Consider the following 20,380-nt stretch of genomic DNA (forward strand, 5'->3'; position numbering starts at 1 on the left):
GTGTCCGAGAGCGCGGGGGGCGAGCCCCGCGGCCTCGGACACACGCTCTACCTCGCGGGTCCGGAGGTCAGTTCGCGGTCTGCAGACGGTTCTCGAGCACCTTGTCGTAGATGCCCTCGAACGCGTCGAGGGTTCCGTCCACCGCGTGCGCGGCCACGAGCTCACGGCTGGCCGCGCCCATGCGGTGGCGCAGGGCGGCGTCCGCCAGCAGGTCACCGAGCCGGTTCGCCAGCTCCCGCACGTCGCCAGGGGTGTAGAGCCAGCCGTTGACGCCCGGCCGGACCAGGTGCGGCAGCGCCATCGCGTCGGCGGCCACGACCGGCAGGCCCGACGACATCGCCTCGAGCGTGACGAGGCTCTGCAGCTCGGCGATCCCCGGCATGCAGAACACGTCGGCGTCGGAGTAGGCGGTGAGCAGCTCGTCGTCCGGCACGTACCCGCGGAACCGGATCCGGTGGGCGACGCCGGCCTTGACGGCGAGGGCGGCCCACTCGTCGGCCTTGTTCCCTGTGCCGATGATCTCCAGCCGGCCCGGAAGGCTCTCCGGCAGCAGCGCGAAGGCCCGGATGATCTCGTCGACCCGCTTCTCCGGGTCCAGGCGCCCGACGAACAGGACGGTCGGCTCCGGCCGCTCCTCGCGGGCGCTGGTCGGGTAGTGGTCGGTGTCGATGCCGTTGGACACGGGGATCGCGTGCGTCAGGCCCGCGTGCTGGGCCAGCAGGTCGACGGCGCGCGGCGTCGGCGCCGTGACGACGTCGGCCTTCGCGTAGACCCGGCCGATGTCACGCCAGAGCCAGCGGCCGACGGTGCTGTGCATCGAGCTGGGCACCAGCATGTAGCCCACCAGGTTCTCGGGCATCAGGTGGTTGGTGGCCACCAGGGGGATACCTGCCTTGTGCGTGGCGGCGACCAGCGAGCGGCCGACGATGAAGCTGCCGTTGGTGTGCACGACGTCGGGCTTGACCTCGTCGATGATCTCCGAGACCGCGCGGTGCGTCTCCCACGGCAGCGAGATCTGCAGGTTGTGGTGCGTCGGGTACCGGCCGGAACGCAGACCGTGCAGGACGACTCCGTCGCGTACCTCGCGCACGGGGCGGCCGGTCGGCGAGGGGGCGACGACGTGGACTTCGTAACCCCGGCGGGCCAGGCCCGTGGCCAGGCTCCCGGCGAACCGGGCGGCTCCGTTCACAGCGGGCGGGTAGGTGTCCGCGCCGATCAGGATCGTGCGGCGGGTGTCGGGCAGGTTCACTGAGCTGTACCTCTCGATGGTCCGGTAAGTCTCGAAGTGGTCGTGCGCGCCGCGTGGCCCGTGTCGGAACTGGGGATCCGTCGAGCTCGGTGGCGCAGGAACAGGACGCGGCCGCGTCGGGGCGACGGGCGGTGGAGGTCCGTGCCCACACGGTCCCTCAGGACGGCGGTACCGGCGAGCGGTACGGTGCCGGGTCCGTCGAGGGCGACCGCTGTGGCGTGCATGGCTCAACCGTGGCGTAAGAAGGGTATTCACCGCCACCGGGTTTACCCCCGGAAACAGCATGGGGGTTTACCCCCATCTTTCGTGAACGTGTCCCCCGGATGTCGTCGGCATGCTTAAGGTCAGCGCGATGAACGACGACACGCCTTCGCCGAGCCCGGTGCAGCGCCCGGCGCCGCTACCGCACACCAACCCGCGTCGGCCACCCGACGAGGCGCCCTACGCGGCCCTCGTCGCGGGTACCCCCGTGCGCGACGTGGACCGTGAGGTCGGCGGGGTCCTGGCCCACGTCCGGGTGTACGGCGACCCGGCGGCACCGCACCGGCTCGTCTTCCTGCACGGGTTCCGGGGCGATCACCACGGCCTGGAGCTGATCGTCGCGCACCTCGTGCGGCAACGCCCTGACCTGCAGGTTGTGGTGCCTGACCTGCCCGGATTCGGTGCTTCGGCACCGCTGCGGAAGGGGCGGCACGACGTAGCGGGCTATGCGGCCTGGACCGCCGAGCTGCTGGCCGCCGTCGCGCCGGAGGGCGACGCGGTGCTCGCGGGGCACTCGTTCGGGTCGATCGTCGCGGCCGCGACGTTGGCCGGTGAGGACGCACCCCGCGTGCGCGGGCTCGTGCTGGTCAACCCGATCGCCACGGCGGCGCTCGAGGGTCCGCGACGCATGCTGAGCGCCGTGACGGTCGGCGTGCACCGGCTGGCCGCAGCGCTGCCGGAGGCCGTGGGAACCGGCCTGCTCCGTCACCCGATGTTCACCCGCGTGGCGAGTGTGGCAATGGTCACTACGGACGACCGGACGCTGCGGCGCTGGATCCACGCCGAGCACGACAGGTACTTCTCCGGGTTCGCCGACCGGCGCACGCTGCTCGAGGCGTTCCACGCCTCGGTGGGGACCGACGTCGCCGGCTTCGCCCCCGCCATCGACGTGCCGACGCTCCTGGTCGCGTCCGAGAACGACGACGTGGCCCCGCTGGCCTCGCAGCGTGTCCTGAAGCTGACGTTCCCGCGCGCCCGGCTCGCCGTCGTCCCGCGGGTGGGGCACCTGGCACACTACGAGGCGCCCGACGTCGTCGCGGACCGGACCGCCGAGTTCCTCGCCACGCTGGAGGCCGCGCCGCGCTGATCACGCCCCGGGCAGACGTGAGTACCGGGCGACAGTTTGGTAAGGTGAAATTGACCGTTATCTTTCTGTGACCTAGGGTCTGCGGCGATGACGACGAGCAGCCAGCCAGCCACCGTGTCAGAGGCAACCCCCGTCACCACGAGCGACGAGCGCCAGAGACCGCCCGGCCGGCTCGTGGGGATGGACGGCCTGCGCTTCGGGGCGGCGGCCGCGGTGCTGCTCTACCACTTCACGGCGACCTCGACGGTGGGCTCGTACTGGGGTGTCGACTCGGCGGACGCGTTCCCGCTGCTCAACGAGGTCACGCGGTACGGCTGGCTCGCGGTCGAGCTGTTCTTCATGATCTCCGGGTTCGTGATCCTGCTCAGCGCCGACGGCCGTGGCATCGCGGGCTTCGTCGCCTCTCGGGTGGGCAGGCTCTTCCCGGCCTACTGGGCGTGCATAGTGCTGACCGCGGGCCTGCAGCAGTTCTGGTCGGGCGGACGCCGGACCTCGCTGACCGAGACGCTGGTCAATCTCACGATGGTGCAGGACCTGTTCGAGGTGACGGGCGTCCAGGTCGTGTTCTGGACCCTGCTGGTGGAGCTCAAGTTCTACCTGCTCGTGTTCGTGGTGCTGGCGTTCGGCCCGCTCACCCGCAACCGGGTGCTCGCGTTCGCCACGCTCTGGCCGCTGGTGGGCTGGGCCGCGCAGGATCTCGGCGCGCACTGGCTCGCCGACCTGCTGGTGCCGGACTACGCCCCGTACTTTGCCGTCGGCATGCTGCTGTTCCTCGTGTACCGTGACGGCTTCGACCTGGTCAGCGGCGTGCTGCTCGCCGGGGGAGTCGCCCTGTGCGTGGACCGTGTCATCGAGGCCGCCGGCCGGGCGTCCGATCTGCAGGGCGTGCCGGTGAGCCCGGTGATCAGCGTGCTGCTCATGCTGGCGTGCGTCGTGGCGGTCTGGGCGACGACGCTCCCGGGCCGGCGGGTCCCGCCCCGGGGGCTGGTGGCGGCCCTCGGGACCGTCGGCGGCCTGACCTATCCCGTCTACCTGGTGCACACGCAGTTCGGGTACGCGGTGATCGACGTGCTGGCCCACGAGACCACCCGCACCGTCGCGCTCCTTGCCGCGGGCGCGCTGAGCCTCGGCCTGGCGGTCGCCATCCACTACGGCGTCGAGCGGCCGACGTCGGCCCGGCTGCGCCGGGCGGTACAGGCCGGGCTGACCCGCGCCGGGGACGCGGTGCGCTCGCTGTTCTCGAGGCTGTCGGACGCGCAGGCCACCCGCCTCACCTGACCTGGTCTCGTCCGGCTGAGGGCCCTGCGGGGGAGCAGCGGCTCAGCGCGGCGGGTCCGGCACGGCGAACGGCAGGCGGTGCAGCAGCTCCGACTGCTCTTCCGCCCGCTTGCGCTCCCGCTGCCCGGCGGCGAGCTCGCGCTCACGGCGTTCGGCGAGGACGGCGTGCAGGAACGCCTCGGGGTGGGTGCCGGGCGGCGGCCCTGGCGCCACGTAGCGCTCGATCTGCCCGGCGAGGTCGTCGCCGAGCCGGGCCCGCGACTCGGGTGCGAGGCGGGCGGCGCGGCCCAGGAGCTGACGGGCGGCCAGGGCAAGACCGTCGGGCAGCCGGCGCATGTCGGCGGTGTGCGCCCACGCGGCCAGGGACTGGGGCATGACGATCGGCGCCGAGAGCTGCTTGCCGCCGCGCACCCGCACCGCGTACGTGCCTGCGGCGATGTCGCCGAGGCGCTTGCCCTTCGCGTTGGCCAGCGACGCGATGGCGGCGATACCGCCGAACGTGAGCCACAGCTCGATCACGCCGACCAGGGCACGCACCAGCGCGTGCCGGAACCGGACGGGACCGCCGTCGTCGCGCACCACGCGGATGCCGCACGCGAGCTTGCCGAGCGACCGGCCGCGCGACAGCGTCTCGACGGTGACGGGTATGGCCACCATGACCGCGACGTTCGCGAGGACGTAGACCACCGTCGCGACGTCCTCGCCCAGCACGGCGTTCTCGAGGAACCAGATGCCGCCGATGACCAGCGCCGCCACGACGACCGCGCCGATCACCAGGAAGTCGAGCATGGCGCCCATCGCGCGCGTGATGAAGGACGCGGGGCGCGCGTCCAGCACCACTCCCTCGCCGATGACTATGCCGTCCTGCACGGTTCCTCCGGTCGGGTCGCAGGGCCTGGGTGTCGGTCCTGGCAGCGGTCACGCCGTCACTCTTCTTCCTGTGCGGCAGACTACCGCCGTGGACATCGACGCCTTCACCGCCGTGCACGCCGCAGAGTGGGACCGCCTCAAGGACCTGTCGTCCCGCCGTCGCCTGGACGGCGCAGAGTCCGACGAGCTCGTGCGGCTGTACCAGTCGGTGGCCACGCACCTGTCGACGGTCCGCTCGGCCGCGCCGGATCCCGCGCTCGTCACCCGCCTGTCCGACGTCCTGAACCGGGCGCGCACCCGCATCGCCGGCACGCACGAGCCGGCCTGGCGCGAGGTGGTGCGGTTCGCGATGGTGTCGCTGCCCGCCGCGTTCTACCGGATCCGCTGGTGGTCGCACGCCGTGACGGCGGCCTGCCTGCTCGTCGCGATCGTCGCGGGCGTCTACATCGCCTCCGACGCGGATGCGATGAACACGATGATGACGCCGTCCGCGCAGGAGGACTACGTGAACGACGCGTTCGCCTCCTATTACGAGCCGGGCATCGGGTTCGCCGCCGTGGTGGGGACGAACAACGCGTGGATCGCCGCGCAGGCCATCGGTGGCGGGATCACCGGATTCTTCCCCCTGCTGGTGCTCTGGCAGAACGCGGTCCAGATCGGCGCCATCGGCGGCATGATGGCCGCCCACGGCGAGCTCGACCTGTTCCTCACGCTCATCGCTCCCCACGGTCTGCTCGAGCTGACCTGCATCTTCGTCGCGGGAGCCGCGGGCCTGCGGCTGTTCTGGACCCTGATCGACCCCGGCCACCGCAAGCGGTCCGTCGCCATGGCCGCAGAGGGACGCGCCCTGATCACCATGGTCATCGGGCTCGCGGCGGCGCTCGGCGTCTCCGCGCTCGTGGAGGGTTTCGTCACCGGGTCCGACCTGTTCTGGTGGCTCAAGATCGTGATCGGTGCGATCGTGCTCGCCGGGTTCTGGACCTACGTGTACGTCCTGGGCCGCCGCGCCGTGCGCGCGGGGGCCACCGGCGACCTCGCCGAGCACGAGGCGGGCGCCGCCGCCGTCACCGCCGGCTGACGGTGGTCACGGCTGGGTGACAGTTGCGCGGCGCCCCGCCGTACCGACCGAATTCGCGGCCCGCTGTCAGCGACGCGTACTAGGGTTGCGGCGCAGGCACGACCCCAAGACGACACCCGGGAGCACGCCCCCATGACGACGCCCGAGAGCGCACCCGACCAGCCGGCGCAGCCGACGCCCCCACAGTCAGGCGCTTCCCAGCCCGCCGGCTGGGGCGAGCCGCCGCGGTACGGGCAGTACGCGCCCGGGTACGACCCGGCGGCGTCCCCCGCGCCTGCCCAGCCGCAGTACGGGACACCCCAGGGCGGGCAGCCGGCGCAGTACGGCCAGAGCCAGTACGGGCAGCACTCCCCGTACGCCGGGCAGGTCCCGGGCTACCACCCGCCGGCGGACAAGCCCGGCATCGTGCCACTGCGTCCGCTCAGCCTCGGCGAGCTGTACGACGGCGCGTTCGGCGCCGTCCGGCACAACCCGGGGGTGACGCTGGGCCTGACGGCGGTCATCGTCGTCGCGGCCGTCGTGGTCGGCACGCTGATCAGCATCCCGCTCACCACCATCTTCACCGACCTGTTCGGCAGCCTGTTCGCCGAGGTCGGGACCGACCCCGCCTTCGAGGAGCTCGGCTTCACGCAGGACGTCCTCGGCGTGACCTACGGTTCCGCGATCGGGACCGGCATGCTGCTCACGCTCGCCACCCCCCTCGCCATGGGCGTCATGGCCATCTCCGTCAGCGACTCCGTCATCGGGCGCAAGATCTCCGTGTCCGACGCGTGGAGCCGCACCGTCAAGCGCGCGTGGTTCCTGATCGGGTTCTCCCTCCTGAGCATGCTCGTGGTGCTCGTCGCCTACGCCCTGGCCACCGGCATCGTCGTCGGCCTCTTCCTCATCGACCCGACGCTCGGCGTGATCGGCATCTTCCTCGCGCTCGCGGCGCTCCTGGTCGGTGTCGTGTGGGCGTTCACCCGCGTCATCCTGATCCCGCCGGCGCTCGCGGTGGAGGGCGGCGGGTTCTGGGAGACGTGCCGGCGCGCGTGGAAGCTGACCCGGGGCACGTTCTGGCGGGTGCTCGGTATCTACCTGCTGACCTCGCTCATCCTCGGGATCATCGGCCAGGTGGTCGCGGTGCCGGTCAGCCTCCTCCTGAGCCTGTCCATGGTGATGCAGAGCGGCGCGGGCCTTGCGGTCAGCTACGGCATCACCTACGTCATCACGGGCGGGATGAGCGTGCTGTTCCTCGGCGGCGTCATCGCCCTGCTCTACATCGACACCCGGATGCGACGCGAAGGACTGGACGTGCAGCTGCAGGCCGCGGCCGCTGCCGCGGCGGACAAGTGACATGAGGGCTGACCTGCCCGTCGTCCCGGACCGGGACACCGCACGTGAATGGCTCAGCAGCGAGCTGCAGCGGCCCGAGTACGCGGAGCGTGAGTCGCTGCTGCAACGCCTGATCAACTGGGTGCTGGAGTGGTTCACGAGCATCGAGTGGCCGGCCACGTCGATGTCCGGTCCACAGCTCGGCATCGTCGTCGCGGTGATCGCGGCCGTGGTGCTCCTGATCGCCTGGCTCGTCGCCGGGCCGGTGCAGCTCGGGCGCAACCGCGCGCGTTCGGCCGAGGTGCTCGACACCGACGACGCCCGGACCGCCGCGCAGATGCGTGCGGCGGCCGACGCGGCGGCGTCGTCGGGCGACTGGCGGACGGCGTCCGTCGAGCGCTTCCGTGCGGTCGTCCGCTCCCTGGAGGAACGAGTGATCATCGAGCCGCGGCCCGGCCGCACGGCCCAGGAGGCCGCGGCCGACGCCGGCCTGCGCCTCCCGGTCCAGGCCGCTCGCCTGCACGCGGGCGCCGACCTGTTCGACGGCGTCGAGTACGGCGACCGGGTCGCCACGGCGGCGGACGACGCCGACCTGCGTGCGCTCGACGCCGCGGTCACCGCCGCCCGCCCGGAGGTCGCCGCATGACGTCGCTGCCGCCCGACCTCGCGCTCGCACCGCCCACCCCGCCCACCGCGGTGTCCGGCGCCGCGGTGTCCGGCGCGCCCGCAGGCCCGACGGACGACGCGCCGGTGATCATCGGCGACGACACGACCGGCCGGTCCCGCGCCGCGAACCGGTGGCGCCGGATGCGCTGGCCGCTGACGGTCCTGTTCGTGGCCGCCCTGCTCGTCGCGTTCCTCGCGGTGGTGCGCCCGGCGACGTCCGCAGCCCCGCATGCCCCGGACAACCCGGAGGACGACGGCGGCATGGCCGTGGCCGAGGTGCTGGAGGACCAGGGCGTCCGGGTCACCCACGTGACCAGGGTGGCCGACGCCGTCGCGGCCGCGGGCCCGGACAGCACCCTCCTGATCACGCCGAACCCGTCGTTCTTCGCCCAGGACCAGATCTCCGCGCTGAACCGCGCGGGCGCCGACCTCGTGGTGCTCGAACCGGACTTCGACATGGTCGGGGCGATGACCCGGAACCTGCTCGAGTCCACGTACGGCGAGGCGGGCGACCCGGTCGCCCCGCAGTGCGACGACCCGACGGCGCGGGCGGCGGGTGAGCTGGCCCTGCGGCCGGGCCTGGCCGAGACTCCCACCGGCGGCGATGGTCCGCGCCCCACCCTGTGCTGGCCAGACGGCCAGGGCGGCTACGCCTACGCACGCCTGGAGTTCCCGGACCGGTCGGTGACAGTGGTCTCCGACGCCGCGGTGCTCCGCAACGGCACGGTCCTGGACGAGGGCAACGCGGCGCTCGCCCTGCGCATGCTCGGCGAGAACGAGGACCTGGTGTGGCTGGTACCGGACCCGATGGACGTCAGCACCGGCGACGAGCCGACGCCCGCCGAACGCGGCCAGGTCGACGCGCTGATGCCGCCGGGCTCCGCGCCCGTGGCCCTGATCGCGGTGCTCGCGGCGGTGCTGCTCGCGCTCTGGCGGGTACGACGCCTCGGGCCGCTGGTCGTCGAGGACCTGCCCGTGCTCGTTCGGTCGGCCGAGGCCACCCGCGGCCGCGCCCGGCTGTACCGGGCGGCCCGTGCCCGCGGGCACGCCGCCGCGGGCCTGCGCGCCTCGGCCGCCGACCGGGTCGCCACCCGCCTCGGGCTTGCCCGCTCGTCCGACGCCAACACCGTGGTCGACGCCGTGGTGGCCGCGACCAACCGCCCGTCGCAGCAGGTGGCAGACCTGCTCTACGGCCCACCCCCCGCTGACGACGCCGCGCTCGCCGAGCTCGCGCGCCGACTCGACATCCTGGAGAGCGAGGTCCACCGACCGTGACCGAACCAGCCGTCCCCCACCAGAGCGCCCCCGCGCCCGCCGAGCCGGCTCCGCAGCCGAGTGCCCAGCAGGCCCCGGCGGCACCTGCCCCGCCCACCGCGCCGTCGCAGGAGCTGCGCTCCGCCCTTGCGGCCGTCCGTACGGAGGTGGGCAAGGCCGTCGTCGGGCAGGACGCGGCGGTGACGAGCCTGCTCATCGCGCTGCTGTGCCAGGGCCACGTGCTACTGGAGGGTGTGCCGGGCGTCGCGAAGACGCTGCTGGTCCGCACCCTCGCGGCGGCCCTGAAGCTGGACACCCGGCGTATCCAGTTCACGCCGGACCTCATGCCGGGTGACGTGACGGGCTCGCTCGTCTACGACGCGCGCACCGCCGAGTTCTCGTTCCGCGAGGGCCCCGTGTTCACGAACCTGGTGCTCGCGGACGAGATCAACCGCACGCCGCCCAAGACCCAGGCGTCCCTGCTGGAGGCGATGGAGGAGCGGCAGGTGTCGGTGGACGGCACGCCGCGTCCGCTGCCCGACCCGTTCCTGGTGATCGCCACCCAGAACCCCGTCGAGTACGAGGGCACCTACTCGCTGCCCGAGGCCCAGCTCGACCGGTTCCTGCTCAAGCTCGTGCTGCCCCTGCCCGAACGTGAGCAGGAGGTGGAGGTCCTCGCCCGGCACGCGGCCGGCTTCGACCCGCGCGACCTCGCCGCCGCCGGCGTCACCCCGGTCGCCGACGCCGGGGTCCTGGAGCGGGCGCGGGCCGAGGTGGCTCGCGTCCAGGTGTCGCGTGAGGTGCTCGGCTACGCGGTCGACGTCTGCCGTGCCACGCGCTTCTCACCCTCGCTCTCGCTCGGTGTCTCACCGCGTGGTGCCACGGCGCTGCTGCGCACGGCGCGGGCGTGGGCCTGGCTGTCGGGCCGCTCGTTCGTGACCCCCGACGACATCAAGGCGCTCGCCCACCCGACCCTGCGGCACCGCGTGCAGCTGCGCGCGGAGGCCGAGCTCGAGGGTGTCACCGCCGAGGGCGTGCTGGACACGGTGCTGGCTTCCGTGCCCGTGCCGCGCTGAGGGGAGCGCGCATGGTCGTGACGTGGCGCGCCGCCGCCCTGATGGGGCTCGGCGTGGTTCCGGTGCTGCTCCTCCCGGCGAACGGGACGGTGCTCGTGTGGGCGACGGCGGTGGTCCTGGCCTGCGTCGTCGACGCGGTGCTCGCCGCCTCGCCGCGGCGGGTGGCGGTGCAGCGGCGGGTGCCCGGTTCGGTCCGGCTGCGGTCGGAGGCCACCAGCGAGCTGGTGGTCCGCAACGCCTCCGGACGGCGGCTGCGCGCGGTGGTCCGGGACGCGTGGGGTCCGTCGGCCGGCGCGGGCCAGGGGAGGGGGAGGACCGAGCGGGTACGCCCGGCGTCGGGCGGAGCGGGTCGCCACCATGTGGACCTGCCCGACGGCGAGGCCGCGCGCCTGCCCACCACTCTCGTGCCGACCCGCCGCGGCGACCGCACGGCCGGCGGGGTGACGATCCGCAGCCTCGGACCGCTCGGTCTGGCGGGCCGCCAGGTGACACTGCCCGTACCGGGCCGCCTGCGGGTGCTGCCGGAGTTCGCGAGCCGCAAGCACCTGCCGTCGCGCCTGGCTCGGCTGCGGGAGATGGACGGTCGCGCGGCGGTGCAGATCCGCGGCGAGGGCACCGAGTTCGACTCGCTGCGGGAGTACGTGGTGGGCGACGACGTCCGCTCGATCGACTGGCGCGCCACCGCCCGGCGCCGCGAGGTGGTGGTGCGCACGTGGCGTCCCGAGCGGGACCGGCGCGTGCTGATCGTGCTGGACACGGGGCGTACGTCCGCCGCCCGGGTGGGTGCCGCCGACTCCACCGGCGCACCCCGGCTGGACGCCAGCATCGAGGCGGCGCTGCTGCTCGCGGCGCTGGCCGGCCACGCGGGCGACCGCGTGGAGCTCGTGGCGTTCGACCGCACGGTGCGCTCCCGCGTGGTGGGCGCCGCCGGTCCCCGGCTCATGCCCGCGATGGCGGAGTCGCTGGCCACCGTCGAACCGGTGCTCCTGGAGACCGACTGGCCGGGCGTGGTGACGCAGGTGCGCACGCGCATGACGCAGCGTGCGCTGGTGGTGCTGCTGACGACCCTCGACCCGGCGGCGGTGGAGAACGGCCTGCTGCCGGTCGTCGACCAGCTCGCGCGCGACCACACGGTGGTCGTCGCCTCCGTCGCGGACGAGGAGGTGGCCGGGCTGCGCGCAGGCCGCGACACGGTCGCCGAGGTGTACGACGCCGCGGCCGCCGCGCGCGGGGACCTGGAGCGCACGGCGGTGACGACGATGCTGCGCCGCTACGGGGCCGACGTCGTCGAGGCGTTGCCGGACGACCTGGCCCCCCGTCTGGCGGACGAGTACCTGGCGCTCAAGGCGGCGGGACGGCTCTGAGGGCGGTGAGCGGCCAGGGCTTGCGCGTAGACCGCCACCAGGCGCTCGCTCTGCGCCGACTGGAGGAGCCCGGTCGAGAACGAGCGCGGGACCCGTGGGCCGTCCGGCGCCCGGACGGCCCGCGCGGCGGAGTCGAGGACCTGGGCCAGCGAGCTCGGCTCAGGCCCCTCGGCGCACCAGACCCACGGCGTGGCGTCGCCCCCCAGCTCGTCGGCGATCGCGCGGTCGCACACGACTACCGGGACGCCGAGAGCGAGGGCTTCGTAGACCGTCATGCCCTGCGTCTCGAACCCGCGGGACGTCTGCACCAGCAGGTCCGCCGACGCGATGGCGCGGAGCGCTTCGGTGTGGTCGACGACGCCGTGCAGCCGGACCCGGTCCGTCAGCCCGAGCGCCTGCACCTGACGCCGCGCGCGGTCGAACAGCGTGCCGGTCCCGTACAGGTCCGCCTCGATGTGCTGGTCCGTTGCCGCGATCGCCTCGATGAGCTCCAGCGGGCGCTTCTCCGCGCTGAACCGCCCGAGCCACACGAGCCTGATCCGGTCGTCCTTCCGCAGGAGGTCGTCCTCCGTGGAACCACGGCCGGTCGAGGCGGCGACGTCGTCGTCATGGACCCCCGTGGGGATCACCGCGGTGACGGGTACGCCCGCCTCCCGGAGCCGGGCGGCGAAGTGGCCGCTGGGCGCGACCACGGCGTCGGCGCCGGAGGCGAGCGCGTGCAGGTAGTCGTACCCGCCGCCGTGCCCGGACCGCCGGACGCGGTCGCCGGTCACGTGGCGCTGCCATGCGGCGACGGCGCGCAGGCCGAGCCCGGCGGCCGGTCCGGCGACCGCCCGGAACGAGGCGTCGACGTTGGTGTGCGTCGTGAGCACGAGCGGGAGCCGGTGCCGTGCCGCGTACCGCTTGCCGAGCCAGGCACCCCAGAAGTCGCCCTGCAGGTGCACGACGTCGACTGGTCCGCGGGCCTCGAGCGCGCGGTCCACCCTGGCGTCCGTCCCGCGCGAGGGCAGGACCGCGGAGTACTGGCCCTGCGCGACGGTCAGGGCGGGCAGGGCGATGACGCCGGGGTCCGCGCTGCCTGCCGGATCCTGCGGGGCGACGATCGTGACGGTGTGCCCGGCGCGTTCCAGGAAGGTGCGCTGGAGGAGGACCGACGCCTGGGCGCCCCCGAGCGTGCGGGGGTGCTGGTCCGTGAAGAAGCAGACGTGCAGGCCGTCCGTCACGGCCGGCTCGCCTGGAGAAGGGCCTCGACCGGGGTCGTGCGGGTGGTCGCGTCGGGGTGGTGCTTGGCCAGGGTGATGACACCGGCGACGGCAGCGGCGGTCGCGACGCCCATCACGAGCCAGAGGCCGAGCGGGGTGTGCGCACCCTCGCCGAGGAGCACCGCGCCGAGCAGCACCGCGACGATCGGGTCGACCACGGTCAGGGAGGCGACCACGACCGCGGGGGCACCCGCCGCGTAGGCCTGCTGGACCAGCCAGCCGCCGCCCACGGTGACACAGAGGATCACGGCGCCGGCGAGCAGCGTCCCGACGTCGAGCAGCTCGGCCTCGCCGGACGTCACGCTCAGCGAGACGGCTCGGACCAGGGCCGAGACGAGGCCGAAGGCGGTGGCCGCCGCGGTGGCGTAGGCGACGCAGCGCAGCCAGCCGCGGGCGGCCAGCCCGGCGAAGGTCAGCAGCACCACCAGGGCGGCGACCACCACGCAGGCCATCACGACCGCCGAGCCCTCGGGCGGGTGGCTCGTCACGGAGCCGGCGGAGACGATCACGAACGAGACGACGCCGACCACGGCGAGGGTGGCTCCGAGCACCACCCCGCGGGGCGGCCGGAGCCGCACGCGGGCGGCGGTGAGCAGCACGGCGATGGGGACGGCGAGCACGCCGACCGGCTGGACGACCCGGAGGGGCGCGAGCAGCAGGGCGATCGCGTGCAGCAGCACCGCGAGACCGCCCAGCGCCACGCCCGCCTGCCAGCGGCGCTGCTTGACGACGCTGAGCAGGCCGCTCATCGTCAGGTGTCCGTCCGCCTGCTTGTCCGACACCGCGTGGTGCTGCAGCGTGGCGCTGGCGGCGAAGAGCATGGCGTCGATGAGGGCCAGGCCTACGGCGACGCACGTGACGAGCGTGACGGTGTCGTTCACGCTCCGCTCCCGGTGCGGGTTTCCTGGTTCATGGCCGTTGAGCCTATGGGCTCGATACGGGCGTCCGGCTTCGCACTGGTGAACGTGAGGTGTCGATCCGGGCTCAACGCGGTCATGGGAAAACTATGGCGGACCCTCGCCGGGGACGATATCGGGTGAACCCCCGAGCCCACCCCCAGATAGCCCGACCCCGACGGGGGGTATACCCCCATCGTCGTCATACCCCGAGGTGCCGGAGCACCGCCAGGACGCGGCGGTGGTCCGCGGCGTCCTGGGGGAGGTCCAGCTTGGTGAAGATCGCCGCCACGTTCTTCTCGACGGCGCCGTAGGACAGGTGCAGCAGCTCCGCGATCGCCCCGTTGGACCTGCCTTGTGCCATGAGGCCGAGCACCTCCCGTTCCCTAGCCGAGAGGCGCTCCAGGTCGTCGTCCTGCCGGGCGGAGCCCATGAGCTGCGAGACGACCTCGGGGTCAAGCACCGTGGCGCCGCCGGCCACGCGTCCGAGGGCGTCGACGAAGTCGCGCACGTCGGCCACCCGGTCCTTGAGCAGGTAGCCGACACCGCGCGCGTCGCCGGCCAGCAGCCGGCTCGCGTAGCGGGTCTCGACGTACTGCGAGAACAGCAGCACCGGCAGGCCGGGGTGCCGGGCCCGCAGACCCAGCACCGCACGCAGGCCCTCGTCGGTAAAGCTCGGCGGCATGCGGATGTCCGCGACCACGACGTCGGGCAGCTCCTGCTCGCGTGCGAGCTGCGCGACCGCACGCTCCAGGGCCGCACCGTCCCCGACGGTGGTCACGGTGTGGCCGCGCCGGGTCAGGAGGGCGGCGAGCCCGTCCCGGAGGATCGCCGAGTCCTCCGCCAGCAGCACGCGCAGGCCGGGCGCGGGCGGGCCGGACACCGGCGGGTTCGGCCCGGTCATGCGCGGCCCGACGGGCTGCTGGTCGGCAGGATCACGGTCACTACCGTAGGTCCGCCGACGGGGCTGGACAGGTTGAACGTGCCGTCGACGGAGCGCACCCGCTCGGCGAGGCCCGCCAGTCCGGAGCGCAGGCCGGAACCGTCGGGCGGCACGACTCGCGCGCCGCCGCGGCCGTCGTCCCGCACGCGGATCCGCACGGACCCCTCCGTGTCGCCGAGCGGCTCGACCAGGACGTACACCCCGGTGGCGCGGGCGTGCTTCGCGGCGTTGGTCACGAGCTCGGCGACGCTGAAGTAGGCGATCGACTCCAGGGCAGGGGCCAGGCGGCCGTCCGCCTCGACGGCCGGGTCGACGTCGACGTTGACCGGCAGCGCCGAACGCGCCGCGAGCGTCTCGAGCGCGACGGTGAGTCCGCTGTCGAGCGCGGGCGGGTGGATGCCCCGCGCCAGCTCGCGCAGCTCGACGAGCGCCTCCTTGGTGGAGGAGTGCGCGGTGTCGACCAGCTCGGCGGCCTGGTCGACGTCGCCGCCCTCGGCCAGGTGCTCGCGTGCCTCGCCGAGCTGCATGGCGACGGCGACCAGGCGGGCCTGCGTGCCGTCGTGCAGGTCGCGCTCGATGCTGCGCAGGCGGGCGTCGGCGTCGTCGACCGCCCCGGTGCGGGACCGCTCGAGCTCGGCGACGCGCAGGCTCGCGCGGGTCGGGCTGAGCAGGCCACGCGTCAGGGCCCGGAAGAGCATCGTGAACATGCGGGTGATCCACGGCCAGCACAGGACGAAGAGGAGGCCGACCAGGGCGGCCAGCGCGATGCGCGGGGGCGTGTCGAGGAAGTACGACGAGCCGAACTGCGCGCCGCGGTGCAGCTCACCGTCGGAGCCGAGCTGCGGCGGGAGGAACCGGTACCAGAACCAGTAGGTCATGCCGCCCAGGCCGGTGGCGAGGAACGTGACGCTCGTGACGAACGACAGGATGGACAGGGGGAACGCGATGAACATGAAGAGCAGGGCGCGCCAGCCGGCGGCGTCGCCGAGCAGGGACCCGATGGTCCGCCAGAAGCCGCGCGGCCGGACGTACGGGGTGGGCGCCGCGACGTCGACGTCGAGCAGCTCGCGGGCCAGGCTGCGGTACGCGGCACCCCAGCCGCGCGCGCCGACGACCACGGCACCGGCCACGAACAGCCCGACCACGGTGACGGCGATGCTCGCGGTGAAGCTCACCGCGAAGATCGTGTACGTGAACGCGAACGGTGCGAGCAGGAGCACCAGCGCGAGGTAGCTCTGCTCGCGCCACGTGCGGCTCGCGAGGGGAGCTGTGAGGAAGTTCGGGCCCGGACGAGCGGCCCGCCGGGTCACGGAGCCGGCTCCGGGCCGGTCGACGGTCATGGTTGTCATGGTGCCAGGTTCGCCCCTGACGGGGGCCTCGCGACATGGTGCCCACCGCCCGGCTCGACGGGGGATGTCCCCCTCGGGAGGGTCGTGCCGGCCAGAGCGGTACGGGTTGCTCCGGGCGGGTGAACCTGCGCCGGAGCGCGCCGGGCACGGGCCGAAAGGCGGGGTTTGCTGGACCAGCCTGGCACACTGGAGGACATGAAGGTACGAGTTCTCGTCGTCGACGACGACACAGCACTGGCGGAGATGATCGGCATCGTCCTCAAGGGCGAGGGGATCGACGCCGTGTTCTGTGCCGACGGCGACTCCGCGCTGGGGATGTTCCGCACCCATCAGCCGGACCTCGTGCTGCTCGATCTGATGCTGCCCGGCAAGGACGGTGTGCAGGTCTGCCGCGAGATCCGGGCCGAGTCGGGTGTGCCGATCATCATGCTGACGGCCAAGTCCGACACGCTCGACGTGGTGGTGGGCCTGGAGTCCGGCGCCGACGACTACGTCTCGAAGCCGTTCAAGCCCAAGGAGCTCGTCGCCCGGATCAAGGCCCGCATGCGCCGCAGCGAGGACCCCGGACCGGAGCGCCTGGCGGTGGGCGACGTCGAGATCGACGTCACCGGCCACACGGTGATGCGCGACGGCGAGCGCATAGCGCTCACCCCCCTGGAGTTCGACCTGCTCGTGGCGCTGGCCCGCAAGCCGTGGCAGGTGTTCACGCGTGAGGTGCTGCTGGAGCGGGTCTGGGGCTACCGGCACAGCGCCGACACACGCCTGGTCAACGTCCACGTCCAGCGTCTGCGCTCCAAGATCGAACGTGACCCGGAGAACCCGGAGATCGTCCTGACGGTGCGCGGCGTCGGTTACAAGGCGGGCACGACACGCTGATGCCGCACGGCCTGGTCACGCGGCTGCGCCGGGCGGCGCACCGCGCCCGGGTGGTCACCGTCCGGTTCACCCGGCGCTCGGTCGCGCAGTGGCGCTCCTCCATGCAGCTCCGGGTGGTCACCACCGCGCTGGCCATCGGTCTCGCGGCGATCGTCGTGCTCGGGCTCTACCTGTCGACGTCGGTCCGGGACGGTATCTACGAGCAGCGGCTCGCCGCGATCGACCGGGAGGCCGCTGGACTGACCGACCAGGTGGCGAAGAACTTCTCGGACACGGCGACGACGTCGGACGGCGACCTGCAGATCCTCCTGAGGGACTCCATCGCGACGCTCGCCGCCACGGGCGGCTCCACGGCGGAGGCGTACTTCCTGCTGCACGAGCTGGGCACCACCGTCCGGGTGAGCGACATCGTCACGCGGCCCGATCTGACCGACGTGGTCATCAGCGACGAGGTGCGCAAGGCGAACCTCGCCTCCGGCGACGACCAGGTGCTGCAGGCGGTGGGCATCCCGTCGCGGGACGCCGACGGCATGGTCCGCCCGGGCGTCATCGTTGGCTCGACGGTCCAGGCCGCTCCTGGCGCCAGGTACGAGATCTACTACCTCTACTCCCTGGAGCCGGAGCAGGAGACGCTGTCGTTCGTGCACCGCGTGCTGCTGGCGGGCGGGTTCGGGATGCTGGCGCTGCTCGGCGTCGTCACCTGGACGATGGCCCGGCAGACGGTCACCCCGGTGACCCGCGCCGCGACCGTGGCGGAGCGCCTCGCCGAGGGGCACCTCTCCGAACGGATGCCGGGCGCGCGCGGCACCGACGAGATGGCGAGCCTCGCGCGCTCGTTCAACGAGATGGCCGAGAGCCTCCAGGACCAGATCCGCCGCATGGAGGAGCTCTCCGCCATGCAGCGCCGGTTCGTCTCCGACGTGTCGCACGAGCTGCGCACCCCGCTGACGACCATCCGGATGGCGAGCGAGATCATCCACGAGTCCAGGCACCAGATGGACGAGGACGCCGCCCGCTCCGCCGAACTGCTCCTCGGCCAGATCGACCGGTTCGAGTCACTGCTGGCCGACCTGCTGGAGATCAGCCGGTTCGACGCGGGCGCGGCGGTCCTCGACGCTGAGCGGCGCGACCTGCGCGACGTGGTCATGTCGGTCGTGGAGCAGGCCGCCCCGCTCGCGAAGACCAAGGACGTGCAGGTCTCGGTACGGCTGCCCGACTCCTCCGCCGCGGCCGACTTCGACCCCCGCCGGATCGAGCGCATCCTGCGCAACCTCGTCGTCAACGCGATCGAGCACGCCGAGGAGCGGCCGGTCGAGGTGACCGTCGCCGAGGACGACCGCGCGGTCGCCGTCGTGGTGCGCGACTACGGCGTCGGCATGACCAAGCAGGAGGTCGAGCACGTCTTCGACCGCTTCTGGCGGGCCGACCCGGCGCGCGCCCGCACCACCGGCGGCTCCGGCCTCGGGCTGGCGATAGCGCTCGAGGACGCGCACCTGCACGCCGGGCGTCTCGACGCGTGGGGCCGCCCGGGACAGGGTGCGAGCTTCCGGCTGACGCTGCCCCGCAGCGCCGGTGTGCAGATCGGTGAGCCGCCGGTGACCATGGCGCCCGCCTCGCACGAGCCAGGGCTCCGGACCGGCCAGATCCCCGTGGTCAACCCGGCCGCCGGCCCCACGCCGACGGCGATCCCGGACCTGTCCGACCCCGGGGACGACGGCGCCGAACGGCTCGCCACCCCGGAACGACCCACAGGCAACGACGTGGAGGTGCACTGATGCGGAGGACGACCAGCGTGGCAGTGGCCGCCGTCGCCACGCTTTCCTGTGTCCTCGGGCTCGGGGCCTGCGCCCAGATCCCGACGTCCGGCCCCGTGCGGGTGGGCACCGCCGACCAGGACCCGCAGGCCGACCTGGCACTGCTCCCGCAGGGCCCCACGCCCGGCGCCGAGCCGAACCTGATAGTGGAGGGCTTCCTCCGCGCGGCCGTCGCCGCACCGACGTCGCCGAAGGAGTACCAGACCGCCCGGGAGTTCCTCACCGAGGACGCCGCGGAGACCTGGGACCCCTATGCGTCGGTGCGCGTGGTCCGCGAGCCGCCCATGCCGGAGCCGTTCGAGGCCGGCACCGACATCGAGGGCACCGAGACCCTGGAGGTCGGGGTGCGCGCGACCACCATCGCGACCCTCGACACCGCCGGCGCGTACACCGAGGCGGCCGACCCCCGGAAGGTGGGCTACCAGTTCACCCTCACCAAGGTCGGCGAGGAGTGGCGCATCTCGGTGCTCGACAACGGCGTGCTCGTGCCGGCCAACCTGTTCGCCACCCAGTTCCGGGCGACCCGGCTGTACTTCTCCGCCGAGGGCGAGGACACCAACAGCCTCGTCCCGGACCTGCGCTGGTTCCCCCGGAACTCCTGGCGGCTGGACGCGGTCGAGGAGCTCCTCGCCGGCCCGCCCGAGTGGCTGCAGGGAGCCACCCGGTCCCTGTTTCCCGAGGGCACCCAGCTCGCGTCGCCGACGATCCAGGAGGCGGACGGCGACGAGCCGGTCGCCGTCCGCCTCAGCGAGGAGATCAGCAGCGCCACCGCCGCCCAGCGCTCGACGATCGCCGCGCAGATCTCGGCGACCTTCTCCGAAGGAGCCGGCCGCACGGTGCCCGTCGACCTGTTCAGCGGCACGAGCCGCCTCGCCGTCGACGCGGTCGACGTCAAGCTGCCCGCCACGATCGTCCAGGCCATGTTCCTGAAGGACGACCAGCTCTACCGCATCGAGGAGGACGGCCGGCCCGTCGAGCACGACCTGCCCGTCGACCTGTCGACGATCGACCCGACGGCGCTCGCGGTGAGCCCTGCGACCACACCGATAGTGGTGCGGGACGGCACCGACCGGATAGTGAACGTCTCGGCCGACGGCGAGGACCGTCCCGCCATCGAGGGGCCGGACCTCGCCGCCCCTTCGGTCGACAAGTTCGGCAACACCTGGACCAGCGGCGGGACGAACGACCTGCGGGTGCTGCCTGTGTCCGGCACGGAGGTCACCGTGCCGGCCGAGTGGCTGGGCGGTCGCAAGGTGCTGAGCGTGTCCGTGTCGCCGGAGGGCTCCCGCATAGCGATCGTGAGCCATGCGCCGTCGGGCACCCAGGTGCAGGTGGCCGGGATCGTGCGGAACGACGACGACGTGCCGGTCGGCCTCGCGCCGCCGCTCACGGTCGCGGGGCCGGTGGACGGCGTCGAGGAGGCCCGCTGGTCGGGGCTCACCACGCTGTCGCTCCTGACGCGGGACGGTGACGGCGTGTCCGCCGTCTGGACTGCCGGGGTCGGCGGCCAGCCGGGTGCCGGGGGCCAGTCGCGGCAGCTCCCGGGCCTGACGGACGTGCGGCAGCTCGCGGCCGGGGTGACGGACCAGGGACTGCTGGTCGTCACCGAGGACGGGGACCTCGAGCACGAGGAGACCGGCGTGTGGCAGCCGCTGGTCGAGGACGTGGACCTGGTGGCGTACCCGGGCTGACCCGCCCTTCCGCGAAGTAGAGCGCCTGTCCGAGTTTCCCTGGCGACACCCC

Annotated in this window: 17 protein-coding genes; 11 read left to right on the plus strand and 6 right to left on the minus strand. The window is 73.3% G+C overall.

The features are described from left to right. Positions 1-67: 67 nt before the first annotated feature. Positions 68-1,249 carry a glycosyltransferase gene (locus ACFWE2_RS16360; protein WP_377225275.1) on the minus strand — a complete coding sequence of 394 codons (1,182 nt, stop codon included), beginning with the start codon at positions 1,247-1,249 and terminating at the stop codon, positions 68-70. Between the two features lie 352 nt (positions 1,250-1,601). On the opposite strand from ACFWE2_RS16360, the gene ACFWE2_RS16365 reads away from it, so the two are divergent. Next, on the plus strand, positions 1,602-2,597 hold the full coding sequence (locus tag ACFWE2_RS16365; protein ID WP_377225276.1) for an alpha/beta fold hydrolase: 996 nt from the start codon (positions 1,602-1,604) through the stop codon (positions 2,595-2,597). 87 nt (positions 2,598-2,684) lie between these two features. Beyond that, positions 2,685-3,875 carry an acyltransferase family protein gene (locus ACFWE2_RS16370; RefSeq protein WP_377225277.1) on the plus strand — a complete coding sequence of 397 codons (1,191 nt, stop codon included), beginning with the start codon at positions 2,685-2,687 and terminating at the stop codon, positions 3,873-3,875. Positions 3,876-3,917: 42 nt separating this feature from the next. Here the strand turns inward: ACFWE2_RS16370 and ACFWE2_RS16375 are convergent, their stop codons facing one another. After that, a complete protein-coding gene (locus ACFWE2_RS16375; protein ID WP_377225278.1) occupies positions 3,918-4,745 on the minus strand; it encodes an RDD family protein in 828 nt (275 codons plus the stop codon). A gap of 88 nt (positions 4,746-4,833) precedes the next feature. Here ACFWE2_RS16375 and ACFWE2_RS16380 point away from each other — a divergent pair, with 88 nt between their 5' ends. From ACFWE2_RS16380 to ACFWE2_RS16405, 6 genes are all read left to right on the plus strand, one after another. Next, positions 4,834-5,823 (plus strand): stage II sporulation protein M, encoded by a 990-nt coding sequence (locus ACFWE2_RS16380; RefSeq protein WP_377225279.1) that lies wholly within the window; start codon positions 4,834-4,836, stop codon positions 5,821-5,823. A 132-nt stretch (positions 5,824-5,955) separates the two neighbouring features. Continuing rightward, positions 5,956-7,158: a hypothetical protein gene (locus tag ACFWE2_RS16385; protein ID WP_377225280.1), complete on the plus strand. Its 1,203-nt coding sequence runs from the start codon at positions 5,956-5,958 to the stop codon at positions 7,156-7,158. Between the two features lies 1 nt (position 7,159). Beyond that, complete coding sequence (locus ACFWE2_RS16390) at positions 7,160-7,783, plus strand: DUF4129 domain-containing protein (protein ID WP_377225281.1); 624 nt, start codon at positions 7,160-7,162, stop codon at positions 7,781-7,783. After that, positions 7,780-9,078, plus strand: a complete 1,299-nt coding sequence (locus ACFWE2_RS16395; RefSeq protein WP_377225282.1) for a DUF4350 domain-containing protein — start codon at positions 7,780-7,782, stop codon at positions 9,076-9,078. Before ACFWE2_RS16390 ends, ACFWE2_RS16395 begins: the two co-directional genes overlap by 4 nt. A 113-nt stretch (positions 9,079-9,191) precedes the next feature. Further along, complete coding sequence (locus ACFWE2_RS16400; RefSeq protein WP_377225291.1) at positions 9,192-10,133, plus strand: AAA family ATPase; 942 nt, start codon at positions 9,192-9,194, stop codon at positions 10,131-10,133. 11 nt (positions 10,134-10,144) lie between these two features. After that, entirely contained in the window at positions 10,145-11,497 is a 1,353-nt protein-coding gene (locus tag ACFWE2_RS16405; RefSeq protein ID WP_377225283.1) for a DUF58 domain-containing protein, read from the plus strand. On the opposite strand, the gene ACFWE2_RS16410 is transcribed toward ACFWE2_RS16405, so the two are convergent. The 4 genes from ACFWE2_RS16410 to ACFWE2_RS16425 form a co-directional block, all read right to left on the minus strand. Next, on the minus strand, positions 11,404-12,720 hold the full coding sequence (locus tag ACFWE2_RS16410; protein ID WP_377225284.1) for a glycosyltransferase: 1,317 nt from the start codon (positions 12,718-12,720) through the stop codon (positions 11,404-11,406). The two genes, ACFWE2_RS16405 and ACFWE2_RS16410, sit on opposite strands and share 94 nt — an antisense overlap. After that, a complete protein-coding gene (locus ACFWE2_RS16415) occupies positions 12,717-13,640 on the minus strand; it encodes a hypothetical protein (RefSeq protein ID WP_377225285.1) in 924 nt (307 codons plus the stop codon). The genes ACFWE2_RS16410 and ACFWE2_RS16415 overlap by 4 nt, the downstream gene beginning before the upstream one ends. A gap of 217 nt (positions 13,641-13,857) precedes the next feature. Continuing rightward, positions 13,858-14,559: a response regulator gene (locus tag ACFWE2_RS16420; protein WP_377225286.1), complete on the minus strand. Its 702-nt coding sequence runs from the start codon at positions 14,557-14,559 to the stop codon at positions 13,858-13,860. Continuing rightward, on the minus strand, positions 14,556-15,947 hold the full coding sequence (locus tag ACFWE2_RS16425; RefSeq protein ID WP_377225287.1) for a sensor histidine kinase: 1,392 nt from the start codon (positions 15,945-15,947) through the stop codon (positions 14,556-14,558). Before ACFWE2_RS16425 ends, ACFWE2_RS16420 begins: the two co-directional genes overlap by 4 nt. 195 nt (positions 15,948-16,142) lie before the next feature. On the opposite strand from ACFWE2_RS16425, the gene mtrA reads away from it, so the two are divergent. From mtrA to ACFWE2_RS16440, 3 genes are read left to right on the plus strand one after another with little or no spacing between them, the layout of a single operon-like run. Further along, positions 16,143-16,823, plus strand: coding sequence for an MtrAB system response regulator MtrA (gene mtrA, locus ACFWE2_RS16430; RefSeq protein ID WP_377225288.1), 681 nt, complete (start codon positions 16,143-16,145; stop codon positions 16,821-16,823). Further along, the gene (mtrB, locus tag ACFWE2_RS16435; protein ID WP_377225289.1) at positions 16,823-18,598 is read left to right on the plus strand and encodes an MtrAB system histidine kinase MtrB; all 1,776 of its coding nucleotides are present in this window, start codon (positions 16,823-16,825) and stop codon (positions 18,596-18,598) included. Before mtrA ends, mtrB begins: the two co-directional genes overlap by 1 nt. Next, positions 18,598-20,328: an LpqB family beta-propeller domain-containing protein gene (locus ACFWE2_RS16440; protein ID WP_377225290.1), complete on the plus strand. Its 1,731-nt coding sequence runs from the start codon at positions 18,598-18,600 to the stop codon at positions 20,326-20,328. Before mtrB ends, ACFWE2_RS16440 begins: the two co-directional genes overlap by 1 nt. Positions 20,329-20,380 lie beyond the last annotated feature (52 nt).

This window comes from Promicromonospora sp. NPDC060271 (assembly GCF_042726755.1).
In the GTDB taxonomy this organism is placed as follows: domain Bacteria; phylum Actinomycetota; class Actinomycetes; order Actinomycetales; family Cellulomonadaceae; genus Promicromonospora.